At 57.1% G+C, this 13,373-nt stretch carries 14 protein-coding genes and 3 tRNA genes; 5 read left to right on the forward strand and 12 right to left on the reverse strand.

What is annotated here, in order from left to right; all coding sequences use genetic code 11:
* Window positions 1–13: 13 nt before the first annotated feature.
* The 12 genes from AC2FAJ_RS16990 to mltB form a co-directional block, all read right to left on the reverse strand.
* Window positions 14–90 (reverse strand) — tRNA-Arg (locus AC2FAJ_RS16990).
* Window positions 91–154: 64 nt separating this feature from the next.
* Window positions 155–231 (reverse strand) — tRNA-Arg (locus AC2FAJ_RS16995).
* Between the two features lie 4 nt (window positions 232–235).
* Window positions 236–328, reverse strand: a tRNA-Ser gene (locus tag AC2FAJ_RS17000).
* A 342-nt stretch (window positions 329–670) separates the two neighbouring features.
* The gene (gene csrA / locus AC2FAJ_RS17005) at window positions 671–856 is read right to left on the reverse strand and encodes a carbon storage regulator CsrA (protein WP_000906486.1); all 186 of its coding nucleotides are present in this window, start codon (window positions 854–856) and stop codon (window positions 671–673) included.
* 241 nt (window positions 857–1,097) lie between these two features.
* Window positions 1,098–3,725 carry an alanine--tRNA ligase gene (gene alaS, locus AC2FAJ_RS17010; protein ID WP_485454340.1) on the reverse strand — a complete coding sequence of 876 codons (2,628 nt, stop codon included), beginning with the start codon at window positions 3,723–3,725 and terminating at the stop codon, window positions 1,098–1,100.
* Window positions 3,726–3,856: 131 nt separating this feature from the next.
* Window positions 3,857–4,357 (reverse strand): recombination regulator RecX, encoded by a 501-nt coding sequence (recX, locus tag AC2FAJ_RS17015; RefSeq protein ID WP_041908514.1) that lies wholly within the window; start codon window positions 4,355–4,357, stop codon window positions 3,857–3,859.
* A 68-nt stretch (window positions 4,358–4,425) separates the two neighbouring features.
* The gene (gene recA / locus AC2FAJ_RS17020; protein ID WP_028014189.1) at window positions 4,426–5,484 is read right to left on the reverse strand and encodes a recombinase RecA; all 1,059 of its coding nucleotides are present in this window, start codon (window positions 5,482–5,484) and stop codon (window positions 4,426–4,428) included.
* Window positions 5,485–5,573: 89 nt separating this feature from the next.
* Window positions 5,574–6,071 carry a nicotinamide-nucleotide amidase gene (pncC, locus tag AC2FAJ_RS17025; RefSeq protein ID WP_028014190.1) on the reverse strand — a complete coding sequence of 166 codons (498 nt, stop codon included), beginning with the start codon at window positions 6,069–6,071 and terminating at the stop codon, window positions 5,574–5,576.
* Between the two features lie 129 nt (window positions 6,072–6,200).
* On the reverse strand, window positions 6,201–7,079 hold the full coding sequence (locus AC2FAJ_RS17030) for a metal ABC transporter substrate-binding protein (RefSeq protein ID WP_485454341.1): 879 nt from the start codon (window positions 7,077–7,079) through the stop codon (window positions 6,201–6,203).
* 14 nt (window positions 7,080–7,093) lie between these two features.
* The gene (locus tag AC2FAJ_RS17035) at window positions 7,094–7,954 is read right to left on the reverse strand and encodes a metal ABC transporter permease (protein WP_485454342.1); all 861 of its coding nucleotides are present in this window, start codon (window positions 7,952–7,954) and stop codon (window positions 7,094–7,096) included.
* On the reverse strand, window positions 7,951–8,604 hold the full coding sequence (locus AC2FAJ_RS17040; protein WP_485454343.1) for a metal ABC transporter ATP-binding protein: 654 nt from the start codon (window positions 8,602–8,604) through the stop codon (window positions 7,951–7,953). Before AC2FAJ_RS17040 ends, AC2FAJ_RS17035 begins: the two co-directional genes overlap by 4 nt.
* A gap of 257 nt (window positions 8,605–8,861) precedes the next feature.
* Window positions 8,862–9,962, reverse strand: a complete 1,101-nt coding sequence (gene mltB / locus AC2FAJ_RS17045) for a lytic murein transglycosylase B (RefSeq protein ID WP_168733281.1) — start codon at window positions 9,960–9,962, stop codon at window positions 8,862–8,864.
* Window positions 9,963–10,215: 253 nt separating this feature from the next.
* On the opposite strand from mltB, the gene srlA reads away from it, so the two are divergent.
* The 5 genes from srlA (at window position 10,216) to gutM (ending at window position 13,331) form a co-directional block, all read left to right on the forward strand.
* Window positions 10,216–10,779 carry a PTS glucitol/sorbitol transporter subunit IIC gene (gene srlA / locus AC2FAJ_RS17050; protein ID WP_003862164.1) on the forward strand — a complete coding sequence of 188 codons (564 nt, stop codon included), beginning with the start codon at window positions 10,216–10,218 and terminating at the stop codon, window positions 10,777–10,779.
* Window positions 10,776–11,735: a PTS glucitol/sorbitol transporter subunit IIB gene (srlE, locus tag AC2FAJ_RS17055; RefSeq protein ID WP_045261264.1), complete on the forward strand. Its 960-nt coding sequence runs from the start codon at window positions 10,776–10,778 to the stop codon at window positions 11,733–11,735. Before srlA ends, srlE begins: the two co-directional genes overlap by 4 nt.
* 12 nt (window positions 11,736–11,747) lie before the next feature.
* Complete coding sequence (gene srlB, locus AC2FAJ_RS17060) at window positions 11,748–12,110, forward strand: PTS glucitol/sorbitol transporter subunit IIA (protein WP_485454344.1); 363 nt, start codon at window positions 11,748–11,750, stop codon at window positions 12,108–12,110.
* Between the two features lie 14 nt (window positions 12,111–12,124).
* Window positions 12,125–12,904 carry a sorbitol-6-phosphate dehydrogenase gene (gene srlD, locus AC2FAJ_RS17065; protein WP_023294411.1) on the forward strand — a complete coding sequence of 260 codons (780 nt, stop codon included), beginning with the start codon at window positions 12,125–12,127 and terminating at the stop codon, window positions 12,902–12,904.
* 67 nt (window positions 12,905–12,971) lie between these two features.
* On the forward strand, window positions 12,972–13,331 hold the full coding sequence (gutM, locus tag AC2FAJ_RS17070; protein WP_028014197.1) for a transcriptional regulator GutM: 360 nt from the start codon (window positions 12,972–12,974) through the stop codon (window positions 13,329–13,331).
* Window positions 13,332–13,373: the final 42 nt, after the last annotated feature.

A 13,373-nucleotide genomic window follows, 5' to 3' on the forward strand; every position in this document is an offset into this window, starting at 1 on the left:
ATGAAGTAATAGATGGTGCATCCGGGAGGATTCGAACCTCCGACCGCTCGGTTCGTAGCCGAGTACTCTATCCAGCTGAGCTACGGATGCATCGGGATTTACTACTGTACTGCTCGATATTCATATCACTTCGAAAGCAATATGAAGTAATAGATGGTGCATCCGGGAGGATTCGAACCTCCGACCGCTCGGTTCGTAGCCGAGTACTCTATCCAGCTGAGCTACGGATGCAAAATGGCGGTGAGGCGGGGATTCGAACCCCGGATGCAGCTTTTGACCGCATACTCCCTTAGCAGGGGAGCGCCTTCAGCCTCTCGGCCACCTCACCACACAACGCCTCTTTCGAGTGCTTCGAGTGACTCGTTAAGAGCTTCTCGTCGCTGCGTGGCGCATATATTACTTTCTGGGACTTATAAGTCAAACAATTTTCCAAAAGCTTTTATCGTTTGCACAAATCACACGCAATTCGCATGTAAAAGCCGCAAAGAGGGTGTTTTATAAGCGGATTTTGCAGGCAATGCCACAGAAAACATCTGCCGAAATGGCGGTATTGAGACGAGTTAAGGGTAACGGAGTGGTTAAAAAGAGAGCGATTGAAATTAAACGGTAACTTTGAGCAGGAAAAATAGCGGGAGGGTTGCGTCTCGCCCGACAGCGAGACGCGACAATATCAGTAACTGGACTGCTGGGATTTTTCAGCCTGGATACGCTGGTAGATCTCTTCACGGTGGACAGATACTTCTTTAGGAGCGTTAACACCAATACGTACCTGGTTACCCTTTACCCCTAAAACTGTCACGGTGACCTCATCCCCAATCATGAGGGTCTCACCAACTCGACGAGTCAGAATCAGCATTCTTTGCTCCTTGAAAGATTAAAAGAGTCGGGTCTCTTGTATCCCGGCATTATCCATCATATAACGCCAAAAAGTAAGCGATGACAAACACGTAAAGTGTAAGCAGTCACGGCATCACATTCTGTTAAACGTAAGTTTAGCCGATATACACAAACTCAACCTGACTTTATCGTTATCGATAGCACAGTGAACAAGACGCCATAACGTTGCCGCTATGGCGTCTGCTTGTGCTTTGTAGTTATTACAGTTTCGCGCTTACCCAGCTTTCAACGCTGGCTAATGCCGCAGGAAGTGCCGCCGCATCCGTACCACCGGCTTGCGCCATGTCCGGACGACCGCCACCCTTGCCGCCCACCTGCTGGGCGACCATACCAATCAGTTCCCCTGCTTTAACGCGGTCGGTCACATCCTTAGAGACGCCCGCAATCAGAGAAACCTTACCTTCTGCCACCGTCGCCAGCACGATAACGGTAGAACCAAGCTGGTTCTTGAGATCGTCGACCATAGTACGCAGCATCTTAGGCTCAACGCCCGCCAGATCGCTGACCAGCAGTTTGACGCCCTTAATGTCTACAGCCTTGCTGGAGAGGTTTGCACTCTCCTGCGCCGCAGCCTGCTCTTTCAGCTGCTGCAGCTCTTTTTCCAGCTGACGAGTACGATCCAGCGCAACGCGCACTTTCTCGCCCAGATTCTGGTTATCGCCTTTCAGCAGCTGCGCGATGTCGTGCAGCTGATCGCTCTGCGCATGCAGGCTGGCGATTGCGCCTTCACCGGTCACCGCTTCAATACGACGCACACCTGCAGCCGTACCGGATTCGGAAACAATGCGGAACAGGCCGATGTCACCGGTGCGCGAGGCGTGAGTACCGCCGCACAGTTCGGTAGAGAAGTCGCCCATGCTCAACACGCGAACGCGCTCGTCATATTTCTCGCCAAACAGCGCCATCGCACCTTTTTTCTTCGCGTCCTCAAGATCCATGATGTGGGTCTCAATTGGCAGGTTACGACGGATCTGCGCGTTCACCAGGTCTTCCACCGCGCGAATTTCAGACGGCTTCATCGCTTCAAAATGCGAGAAGTCGAAGCGCAGCACTTTATCGTTTACCAGAGAACCTTTCTGTGCAACGTGGGTACCCAGCACGTCGCGCAGGGCTGCGTGCATCAGGTGGGTTGCAGAGTGGTTCAGACGAATGCGCGCACGGCGTGCTTCATCAACGTTAGCCTGTACGCCCTCGCCCACTTTCAGAGAACCGGATACCAGTTTGCCCTGGTGACCGATCGCCTGACCGTATTTCTGGGTGTCGCTGACGCTGAAGCTAAAACCGTTGCCTTTCAGTTCGCCTTTATCGCCAACCTGGCCGCCGGATTCCGCATAGAACGGCGTTTTGTCCAGAATGACAACGGCTTCCTGACCCGCGCTGATGCTGTCTACGGCTTTACCGTCAACAAACAGGGCAGTCACTTTGCCGGTCAGTTCCAGCACTTCATAACCTTTGAATTCAGACGCGCTATCAACGCGGATCATCGCGTTGTAGTCTGCACCGAAACCGCTGGACTCACGCGCACGACGACGCTGCTCTTCCATCGCAGCTTCAAATCCTGCTTCATCAACTTTGATGTTGCGCTCGCGGCAAACGTCCGCCGTCAGGTCAACCGGGAAGCCGTAGGTGTCGTACAGGCGGAAAGCGGTTTCGCCATCCAGCGTGTCACCCTTAAGCTTCGCCAGTTCTTCGTCCAGCAGCGCCAGACCGCGCTCCAGCGTACGAGCGAACTGCTCTTCTTCGGTTTTCAGAACCTGCTCAACCTGCGCCTGCTGGCGTTTCAGCTCGTCGCCGGCTGACCCCATCACGCCAATCAGTGGCCCAACGAGTTTATAAAAGAAGGTGTCCTTCGCGCCCAGCATGTTGCCGTGACGGATCGCACGGCGAGTGATGCGACGCAGCACGTAGCCACGGTTTTCATTCGACGGAATAACGCCGTCGGCAATCAGGAACGCACAGGAACGAATATGGTCCGCGATAACGCGCAGCGATTTGTTGTTCAGGTCGGTCCGGCCGGTAACGTTCGCAACGGCTTTGATCAGAGTGCTGAACAGGTCAATCTCGTAGTTGGAGTTAACGTGCTGCAGAACCGCGGCGATACGCTCCAGGCCCATACCGGTATCAACGGATGGCTTCGGCAGCGGCTCCATAGTGCCGTCAGCCTGGCGGTTGAACTGCATGAAGACAATGTTCCAGATCTCAATATAGCGATCGCCGTCTTCTTCCGGGCTGCCTGGAGGGCCGCCCCAGATATGGTCGCCGTGATCGTAGAAGATCTCGGTGCACGGACCGCAAGGACCGGTGTCGCCCATCTGCCAGAAGTTATCAGACGCATATGGCGCACCTTTGTTATCACCGATGCGAATAATACGCTCGCGCGGGATACCGACCTCTTTTTCCCAGATTTCGTAGGCTTCGTCATCGGTTTCATAGACGGTAACCCACAGACGCTCTTTCGGCAGGTTGAACCAGTTTTCACCGGTCAGCAGTTCCCACGCATACTGGATGGCATCGTGTTTGAAGTAGTCGCCGAAGCTGAAGTTACCCAGCATTTCGAAGAAGGTGTGGTGACGCGCGGTGTAACCGACGTTTTCCAGGTCGTTGTGTTTACCGCCCGCACGCACGCAACGCTGTGAGGTTGTAGCGCGGGAATAATTACGCTTGTCGAGACCAAGGAACACATCCTTGAACTGGTTCATCCCGGCGTTGGTAAACAGCAGAGTCGGATCGTTGTTCGGTACCAGGGAGCTGCTTGCAACAACCTGGTGTCCCTTACTATGGAAAAAATCGAGAAACGCCTGACGGATCTCAGCGGTGCTCTTGCTCATAATTATCCTGAAATCAAGCTAACGAAATGTCGTAGCCAGCCTGTATCGGTAAACCGTTGGACAGACCAGCTACTGGAAAAAGTGGGAATAAGATAAGTTTTCTTTAGTGGGAAGTAAAATCCCGCATGCGTTCAATCGGCAAAATTACGCCAGATATCCTGAATATCTTCCATCAGAAAGCCGCGGTAGAGCAAAAAGCGCTGGATTTTGACTTTTTCTGAAAATTCACGCGGCAACGGTTCGCCGTACTTACGAATCGCCTGCTCTTTTGCCAGTTCGCACCAGTCGGTGTCGCTTTCGCGCATCGCTTTTTCGATGGACTCCCTGGCCACCCCTTTCTGGCTTAGCTCCTGGCGGATGCGCGCGGGCCCATACCCTTTGCGACCACGGCTGGCGAGAAAACGCGAGGCAAACCGGTCATCGTCCAGGTAATGATGCTCATAGCACCAGGCCACCACGCGGTCGTAGTCTTCCGCAGTGGCATCAATCCCTTCCGGCCCGTTTTTGCTCATGACGGGCGCTGACAGCTTCCGCCGCAGCTCCTGTTCACTGTGGTCGCGCACGGCGAGAATGCGTACCGCACGATCCAGCAAGCGCGCGTAGGCGGGTCGGCGTGATGTCGGTTCACTCATAAAAAACCTGCAGAATCAGAAATGCAAAAAGGGCCGCGTCAGCAGCCCTTCATCTTTACACGAGAGACTTAAAAGTCTTCGTTGGTTTCTTCAGCATCCGCGGCATCCACCACGAAATCAGGTTTGGAGTCCTGGTTGTTCAGCAGAAGCTCACGCACCTTCTTCTCAATCTCTTTCGCCGCAGCCGGGTTCTCTTTCAGCCAGGAGATAGCATTCGCTTTACCCTGACCAATCTTGTCACCGTTGTAGCTGTACCAGGCGCCCGCTTTTTCAATCAGCTTCTCTTTCACGCCCAGGTCAACCAGCTCGCCGAGGAAGTTGATACCTTCGCCGTAGAGGATCTGGAATTCGGCCTGTTTGAACGGTGCTGCGATTTTGTTCTTCACAACCTTCACGCGGGTTTCGCTACCCACCACGTTCTCGCCCTCTTTCACCGCGCCGATACGGCGGATATCCAGACGGACAGAGGCGTAGAATTTCAGGGCGTTACCACCGGTGGTGGTTTCCGGATTACCGAACATCACACCAATTTTCATACGGATCTGGTTGATGAAGATCAGCAGCGTATTGGACTGCTTCAGGTTACCGGCCAGCTTACGCATCGCCTGGCTCATCATACGTGCCGCGAGGCCCATGTGAGAGTCACCGATTTCACCTTCGATTTCCGCTTTTGGCGTCAGCGCCGCAACGGAGTCGACGATGATCACGTCAACCGCACCGGAGCGTGCCAGCGCGTCACAAATTTCCAGCGCCTGCTCGCCGGTGTCCGGCTGGGAACACAGCAGGTTGTCGATATCAACGCCCAGCTTACGGGCATAGACCGGGTCCAGCGCGTGCTCGGCATCGATAAACGCACAGGTTTTACCTTCGCGCTGCGCCGCTGCAACAACCTGCAGGGTCAGCGTCGTTTTACCTGAGGATTCCGGACCGTAGATTTCTACGATACGCCCCATCGGCAAACCGCCCGCGCCCAGTGCGATATCCAGAGAAAGCGAACCGGTGGAGATAGTTTCCACATCCATGGAACGGTCTTCACCCAGGCGCATGATGGAGCCTTTACCGAATTGCTTTTCGATCTGGCCCAGTGCTGCCGCCAACGCTTTCTGTTTGTTTTCGTCGATAGCCATTATTACTCCTGTCATGCCGGGAGAAGCAACTGCGCTTCACCATGGACTTCTGTTCTGTTGGTGCAATTATACTGTATAGTCATACAGTATCAAGTATTTTGTAGAAATTGTTGCCAGAGCGTTTTTAACGCATAAACGGTAGCCTGACGACGCACGCTTTCGCGATCGCCGCTAAAGCACTCCCGGCGGGTTATCCCTTCCCCTTTGGACGTGGCAAACCCGAACCAGACGGTGCCGACAGGCTTCACGTCGCTGCCGCCGTCCGGCCCCGCGATGCCGCTGATGGAAATGGCGTAATCTGCCCGCGCCTCTTTCAGCGCGCCAATGGCCATTTCAATGACAACCGGTTCGCTGACCGCGCCATGCTGTTCCAGCGTGGCTTCGCGCACGCCAATCATCTGCGCCTTAGCTTCGTTACTGTAGGTCACAAAGCCACGTTCAAACCAGGCGGAACTGCCGGCGATATCGGTAATCGCTTTCGCCACCCAGCCGCCGGTGCAGGATTCCGCGGTGGTGATTGTCGCGCCACGCTGCTTCAGGGCAAGGCCAACGATCTCGCTTAGCTGCATCAATTCATGGTCAGTCATTCTAGCTCCAGGCTTGAGAAAAACGTGCAGCACAAGATAGCACTTTCTCGTCAGATATGGGGATGCGCTTCAGGTTTTACGAGGGGGCTTCAGAAAAAAGCCGGTGCGGGCGCACCGGCTGTAGAAATATTATTTCATGCTGTTCGCAAGCGTATCGACATTATGGCGAAACGCCTTAACGTAGGTGTCTGCTGCCCCACCTTTTGCCGACAGGGCTTCCGGGTAAAGTTCGCCGCCCGGCTGTGCGCCCGTCGCCGACGCAATCTGCTTCACCAGACGCGGATCGAGCTGGTTTTCCATAAACCACGTTTTCACGCCGTCGGCTTTAATCTGCTTGATAATCTCCGCCACCTGCGACGCGCTGGCCTCGCTCTCTGAAGAGAGTCCTTGAGGTGCCAGGAAGGTTACGCCGTAAGCGCGGCCAAAATAACCAAACGCGTCATGGCTGGTCAGCACTTTGCGCTTTTCCTGCGGGATCTGGCTAAAGCGCGTTTTGGCCCAGCTGTCCAGTTGGGTCAGTTGCGCAATGTAAGGTTTTCCTGAAGCCTCCAGCGCCGCTTTGTCTTCCGGATCGGCTTTCACCAGCCCGTTCAGAATATTTTGCGCATACAGCGCACCGTTCGCCGCGCTGTTCCAGGCGTGCGGATCGGTCACGGTCTTTCCATCTTCCTCAAGCGTGTGGGTTTTCACCCCGTTTGAGGCAACGACCAGCTGGCCTTTGAACCCGGAGGCTTTCACCAGGCGGTCGAGCCAGCCTTCCAGCCCTAAACCGTTGACCACGACCACGTCAGCCTTGCTCAGCGCCGCGCTGTCCTTAGGCGACGGTTCGAAGGTATGGGGATCGCCGTCCGGCCCCACCAGCGTCGTCACGTTTACACGATCGCCCCCCACCTCCTGTACGATATCCCCCAGTATCGAAAAGCTGGTGACCACATTCAGCGTTTTCGCCATCACGCTATGCGACATCATCCCCAGCGCTAGCGCCATGATTAATCCTGTACTTTTCATCGTTTCCCCTTGCGTTAAAAAAGCGCCCGCAGGCTGCCAGCCAGCCTGCTGCGCGTGCCAAATAAAACGGAAATAAAGAACAGCGCGCTGGCGGTCAGCACAATAGATGGCCCCGCCGGTAAACTTGCCGCCCAGGAGAGGCTTAGCCCCAGCCACGCGCAGAAAATACCGCTGATACCGGCCATCAGGAGTAATCCGGGTAAGGTGCGGACCCAACAGCGCGCCGCCACCGCCGGGAGCATCATCAGCCCGACGGCCATCAGCGTGCCGAGCACCTGAAAACCGGCCACCAGGTTCAGGACCAGCAGCGCCAGAAACAGACCGTGCAATACGCCGGGTAGCCAGCGGGCATTCACCTGCAGCCAGGCGGTGTCAAACGCCTCCGTCACCAGCCCGCGGTAAAAAAGGGCCAGCATGATAAGGGTGAAGATGCACACGCCGGTCACAAACAGCGCGGCGTCGTTGTCCACCGCGAGGATTGAACCAAACAGCAGATGCAGCAGATCGACATTCGAGCCGCGCAGAGATACCAGCGTGACGCCCAGCGCCAGTGACCCCAGGTAAAAACCGGCAAAGCTGGCATCCTCTTTCAGCGGCGTGCGGCGGCTGACCAGCCCGGCCACCAGCGCAACGGCAATCCCGGCGATAAACCCGCCGACGGTCATAGCCAACAGCGACATCCCGCAGAGCAAATACCCCACGGCGACGCCGGGCAAAATGGCGTGAGAAAGCGCATCGCCCATCAGGCTCATCCGGCGCAGCTGAAGAAACACGCCGAGCGCGGTGGTGCTGACGGAGAGCGCCAGGCAAACCACCAGCGCGCGGCGCATAAAACCGAATTCGATAAACGGCTGGAAGAATGTGTGCCAGATCATGCCACCCTCACCCGTTCGGTTTTCCACTGGGGGGCTTCAGTATCCAGCCGCAGCGTTTGCGGGAAGTGGCGCGCCACGCGCTCGCTGTCGTGCAGTACCGCGAGCAGCGTTTGCCCCTGCATATACATCTCCAGCATCAGATCCATCAGCACGTTGCAGGTCGCTTCATCAACGCCGGTAAAGGGCTCGTCGAGCATCACCAGCGGCGCCTGCTGTACTAACACGCGGGCAAAAAGCATGCGCTGAAACTGGCCGCCGGAGAGTTCATCAATGGTGGAGAGCGCCATCGACTCCAGCCCCACGCGCTCAAGTGCACCACTAATGCGCAGACGCGCTTCGCGACGAAAACCGGCGAAAAGCGAAATTCCGGGCCAGCAGCCCATGCTCACCACGTCCTGGACGGTCAGCGGAAATTGCGCTTCCAGCGCGTGACGCTGCGCCAGCCAGCCGATTACCGGTCGTCTACCCTGCCAGTGAAATCTGCCGCTGACGGGCGGAATAAATCCGGCGAGGGTTTTCAGCAGCGTGGATTTGCCGCAGCCGTTGGCGCCGATAATCGCGGTCATGCTGCCGCGTTCAATCACGCCCGAAAGCGGACGCGTGACGGGCTGGCGGTCGTAGCCCGCAACCAGTGCGTTCATCACGATCATGGCAGCGCCACCGCCCAGCGCACGGCCAGCCCGAGAAACAGAATGAGCACCATCGCCAGCAGCAGCCGAACCGGGGATGAGAGAGAAAACAGGGACATGGATATTTCAACTCAAAAATAATGTTATAACATAACAATAATGAAAGGCGATGAAGATGTAAACGGCGGGAATGAAATGGGAGTGTGGCGAAATGTTTCTGCGGGAAAGAGGTGCGCGCGGGTGCCCTCTCCCACAGGGAGAGGGCGGAATAAGGCGAGTTACTGACTAAACGGCGACGCCGCCGGGACGCGAGCCTGCGATACCGCCAGCCCCAGTTGCCACACCGCCATCGCATAGTGGGTGCTATGGTTGTAGCGGGTGATGGTGTAGAAGTTCGGCATGCCGTACCAGTACTGGTAGCCGGTTCCCACGTCCAGACGCAGCAGGCTCACCTGGTCAACGTTGCCCAGCGGCTGGGTTGGCGTTAAGCCTGCCGCCGTCAGCTGCGCAACGCTGTATTTGGTTTTAAAGCCGTTTTCCAGACCAAACGCTTCGCCGTTCGCCTGCACGGCAACCTGGCCGCCCGGCGTCCAGCCGTGCGCTTTAAAGTAGTTCGCCACGCTGCCGATGGCATCCACCGGATCCCACAGGTTAATGTGACCATCCCCGTTAAAGTCGACGGCATACTGTTTATAGGACGACGGCATAAACTGGCCGTAACCCATCGCGCCGGCAAATGACCCTTTCAGATCGAGCGGATCGTCCTGCTCGTTGCGCGCCATCAGCAGGAAGGTTTCCAGCTCGGAAGAGAAATACTCCGCGCGGCGCGGGTAGTTAAAGGAGAGTGTCGCCAGTGCGTCGAGGATGCGGGTTTTGCCCATCACGCGCCCCCAGCGGGTCTCTACGCCGATAATCCCGACGATGATTTCCGGCGGCACGCCGTAAACCTGCCACGCGCGGTTGAGCGCATCTTCATACTGGTTCCAGAACGCCACGCCGTTTTGCACGTTGTCCGGGGTAATAAACTGTTTGCGGTAGCGCAGCCATGCGCCGTTCGGCCCGCTCGGCACCTGGGCGGATGGTGCCTGCCTGTCCATCAGGCGCAGAACGTAGTCCAGACGCTTCGCCTGAGACAAAATTTCATGCAGCTGCTGGCGGTCGAAACCGTGTTTGCTCACCATTTTATCGATGAACTGCTCGGCCGCCGGGTTATTCGCGAAGTCGCCTCCCATCTGCATCATATTGTGCTGCGGCTCCAGCAGGAATCCCCCGGAAGGCGCGCCCGCCGTTTGCTGAACGGCTTCGGTCTTAGGTTTGCTGCTACAGGCAGACAGCAGGATAAGCGCAGGCAACAGCGCTGCATAACGACGCTTGAACATGAGACATCCATTTAACGGGTTCGATAAGAACCCAGTATGGTAAAGCATCCGCAACACCTCAAGGAAGCGGTACGCGCCTCCACAACGCAAATCCGCGCTTTTTTCCACCGAAAATCATTCACCCCACCAATTAACTTTCAAAATAATACATTTTTCTTTCATTGTGAGATCTAACTAACACTTTAAAACCTTTCAAAGTGATTATTATTAGCCGCAGTTATACAAAAACAAAAAAGCCCCACAGGAGAGAAGAATGATAGAGACCATTACCCACGGCGCCGAGTGGTTCATCGGGCTGTTTCAGAAAGGCGGAGAAGTGTTCACCGGCATGGTGACCGGGATCCTGCCCCTGCTGATCAGCCTGCTGGTGATCATGAACGCGCTGATCAACTTTATCGGCCAGCAGCGCATCGAACGCTTTGCCCAGCGCTGCGCCGGTAACCCGCTGTCCCGCTACCTGATATTGCCATTCATCGGCACCTTTGTTTTCTGTAACCCGATGACCTTAAGCCTCGGCCGCTTTATGCCGGAAAAGTACAAGCCGAGCTACTACGCCGCCGCCTCCTACAGCTGCCACTCGATGAACGGCCTGTTCCCGCACATCAACCCCGGAGAGCTGTTTGTCTACCTCGGGATCGCCAGCGGCCTTACCACGCTTGGCCTGCCGCTCGGCCCGCTGGCGGTGAGCTACCTGCTGGTTGGCCTGGTGACCAACTTCTTCCGCGGCTGGGTGACTGACCTCACCACCGCTATTTTCGAGAAAAAAATGGGCATCCAGCTTGAACAGAAGGTCCATCTTTCAGGAGCGACAGCATGAACCGGATCCGCATTGAGAAAGGCACGGGCGGCTGGGGCGGCCCGCTGGAGTTCGACGCCACCGAAGGCAAAAAGATCGTCTACATCACCGCGGGCACGCGCCCGGCGATTGTCGACAAGCTGCGCGAGCTGACCGGCTGGGAAGCGGTTGACGGCTTTAAAGAGGGCGAGCCGCCGGAAGCGGACATCGGCGTGGCGGTGATTGACTGCGGCGGCACGCTGCGCTGCGGCATCTATCCGAAGCGCCGCATTCCGACGGTGAATATTCACTCCACCGGGAAATCCGGCCCGCTGGCGCAGTACATCCTGGAGGACATTTATGTCTCGGGCGTGAAGGAGGACAACATCACTCTGGTGAATGGCACTGCCGCGCCGCAAAAAGCAGCCCCGCGCGAGTACGACACCAGCAAGAAGATCACCGAGCAGAGCGACGGCCTGCTGGCAAAGGTCGGGATGGGGATGGGCTCCGCCGTGGCGGTGCTGTTCCAGTCCGGGCGCGACACTATCGATACGGTGCTGAAAACGATTCTGCCGTTTATGGCGTTCGTCTCGGCGCTGATCGGCATCATCATGGCGTCCGGCCTGGGCGACTGGATTGCCCACGGCCTCGCCCCGCTCGCCAGCCACCCGCTCGGGCTGGTGACGCTGGCGCTGATCTGCTCCTTCCCGCTGCTGTCGCCGTTCCTCGGCCCGGGCGCGGTGATTGCCCAGGTCATCGGCGTGCTGATAGGGGTGCAGATTGGTCTGGGCAACATTCCCCCGCACCTCGCCCTGCCCGCCCTGTTTGCCATTAACGCCCAGGCGGCGTGCGACTTCATCCCCGTGGGTCTGTCGCTGGCCGAAGCGCGCCAGGACACCGTGCGCGTGGGCGTGCCGTCCGTGCTGGTGAGCCGCTTCCTGACGGGCGCGCCGACGGTGCTGATTGCCTGGTTTGTCTCCGGCTTTATCTATCAATAAGAGGTTCCTGCAATGAACGTCATTTACCAGACCACCATTACCCGCATCGGCCAGAGCGCAGCGGACGCGCTGAGCGACCAGATGCTGATCACCTTCCGCGAAGGCGCTCCGGCGGATATCGAAGAGTTTTGCTTTATGCACTGCCACGGCGAACTGAACGGCGAGCTGAAGGCCGGAAGCCAGCTGGAGCTGGGCGAGGCGCGCTATGCCGTCACCGCCGTCGGCGACGTGGCCGAACAAAACCTGCGCGAGCTCGGCCACATCACCCTGCGCTTCGACGGCCAGCCGCAGGCGGAATACCCCGGTACGGTTCACGTGGATGGCCCGGTTCCGCAGTCTGTCACCCCAGGCTGCACGTTAAAATTTGTTGCGTAATTAAGGAGAGTCACATGAGTCAGGTTGCCGTTGTCATTGGTGGGGGACAAACCTTAGGCGAGTTCCTCTGCCGTGGGCTTGCCGCAGAAGGTTACCGCGTGGCGGTAGTGGACATTCAGAGTGAAAAAGCCGCCCGCGTGGCGGACACCATTAACACCGAGTTTGGCGAAGGGATGGCGTACGGGTTTGGTGCGGACGCCACCAGCGAGCAGAGCGTGATGGCGCTGGCCCGCGGCGTGGACGAGATTTTTGGGCGCACCGATCTGCTGGTCTACAGCGCGGGGATTGCGAAAGCGGCGTTTATCAGCGATTTCGAACTGGGGGATTTTGACCGTTCGCTGCAGGTGAATCTGGTGGGCTATTTCCTCTGTGCCCGCGAGTTTTCCCGTCTGATGATCCGCGACGGCATTCAGGGGCGCATCATTCAGATCAACTCAAAATCCGGGAAAGTGGGCAGCAAGCACAACTCCGGGTACAGCGCGGCGAAGTTTGGCGGCGTGGGGCTGACGCAGTCCCTGGCGTTGGATCTGGCCGAATACGGGATTACCGTGCACTCGCTGATGCTGGGCAACCTGCTGAAATCGCCGATGTTCCAGTCCCTGCTGCCGCAGTACGCCACCAAGCTCGGCATCAAGGCTGAGGAAGTGGAGCAGTACTACATCGATAAAGTGCCGCTGAAGCGCGGGTGTGACTATCAGGACGTGCTGAACATGCTGCTGTTTTACGCCAGTCCGAAAGCGTCGTACTGCACCGGGCAGTCGATTAACGTGACCGGTGGGCAGGTGATGTTCTGATCGAGCGGCCTGATGCCCTCACCCTAACCCTCTCCCACCGGGAGAGGGAACAAAACAAGGAGTCGATATGGTAACCGCACTCATCACCGTCGCCGCCCTCGCCTGGCTGTGCCAGATGGCGTTTGGCGGCTGGCAGATCCACCAGTTTAACCGCGCGTTTGATGCGCTGTGTCAGAAGGGCCGCGTCGGCGTCGGGCGTTCCGGCGGACGCTTTAAACCGCGCGTGGTCGTCGCCGTAGCGCTGGACGAGCACGACCGGGTGTGCGATTCCCTCCTGATGCGTGGCATGACGGTATTTGCCCGTCCGGCCAAAATCCAGGCAATCAACGGCCTCTTGTTACAGGAATTGCAGCCTGATGTGATCTTTCCCCATGATCCACTCTGTCAGAATGCACTATCATTAGCGCTCAATCTGAAACATGGATAATTTCGTTGTGAAAGTTATAGACTTGCGAAATTATCATTTCGC

Source organism: Enterobacter cloacae complex sp. 385G4 (assembly GCF_057320665.1).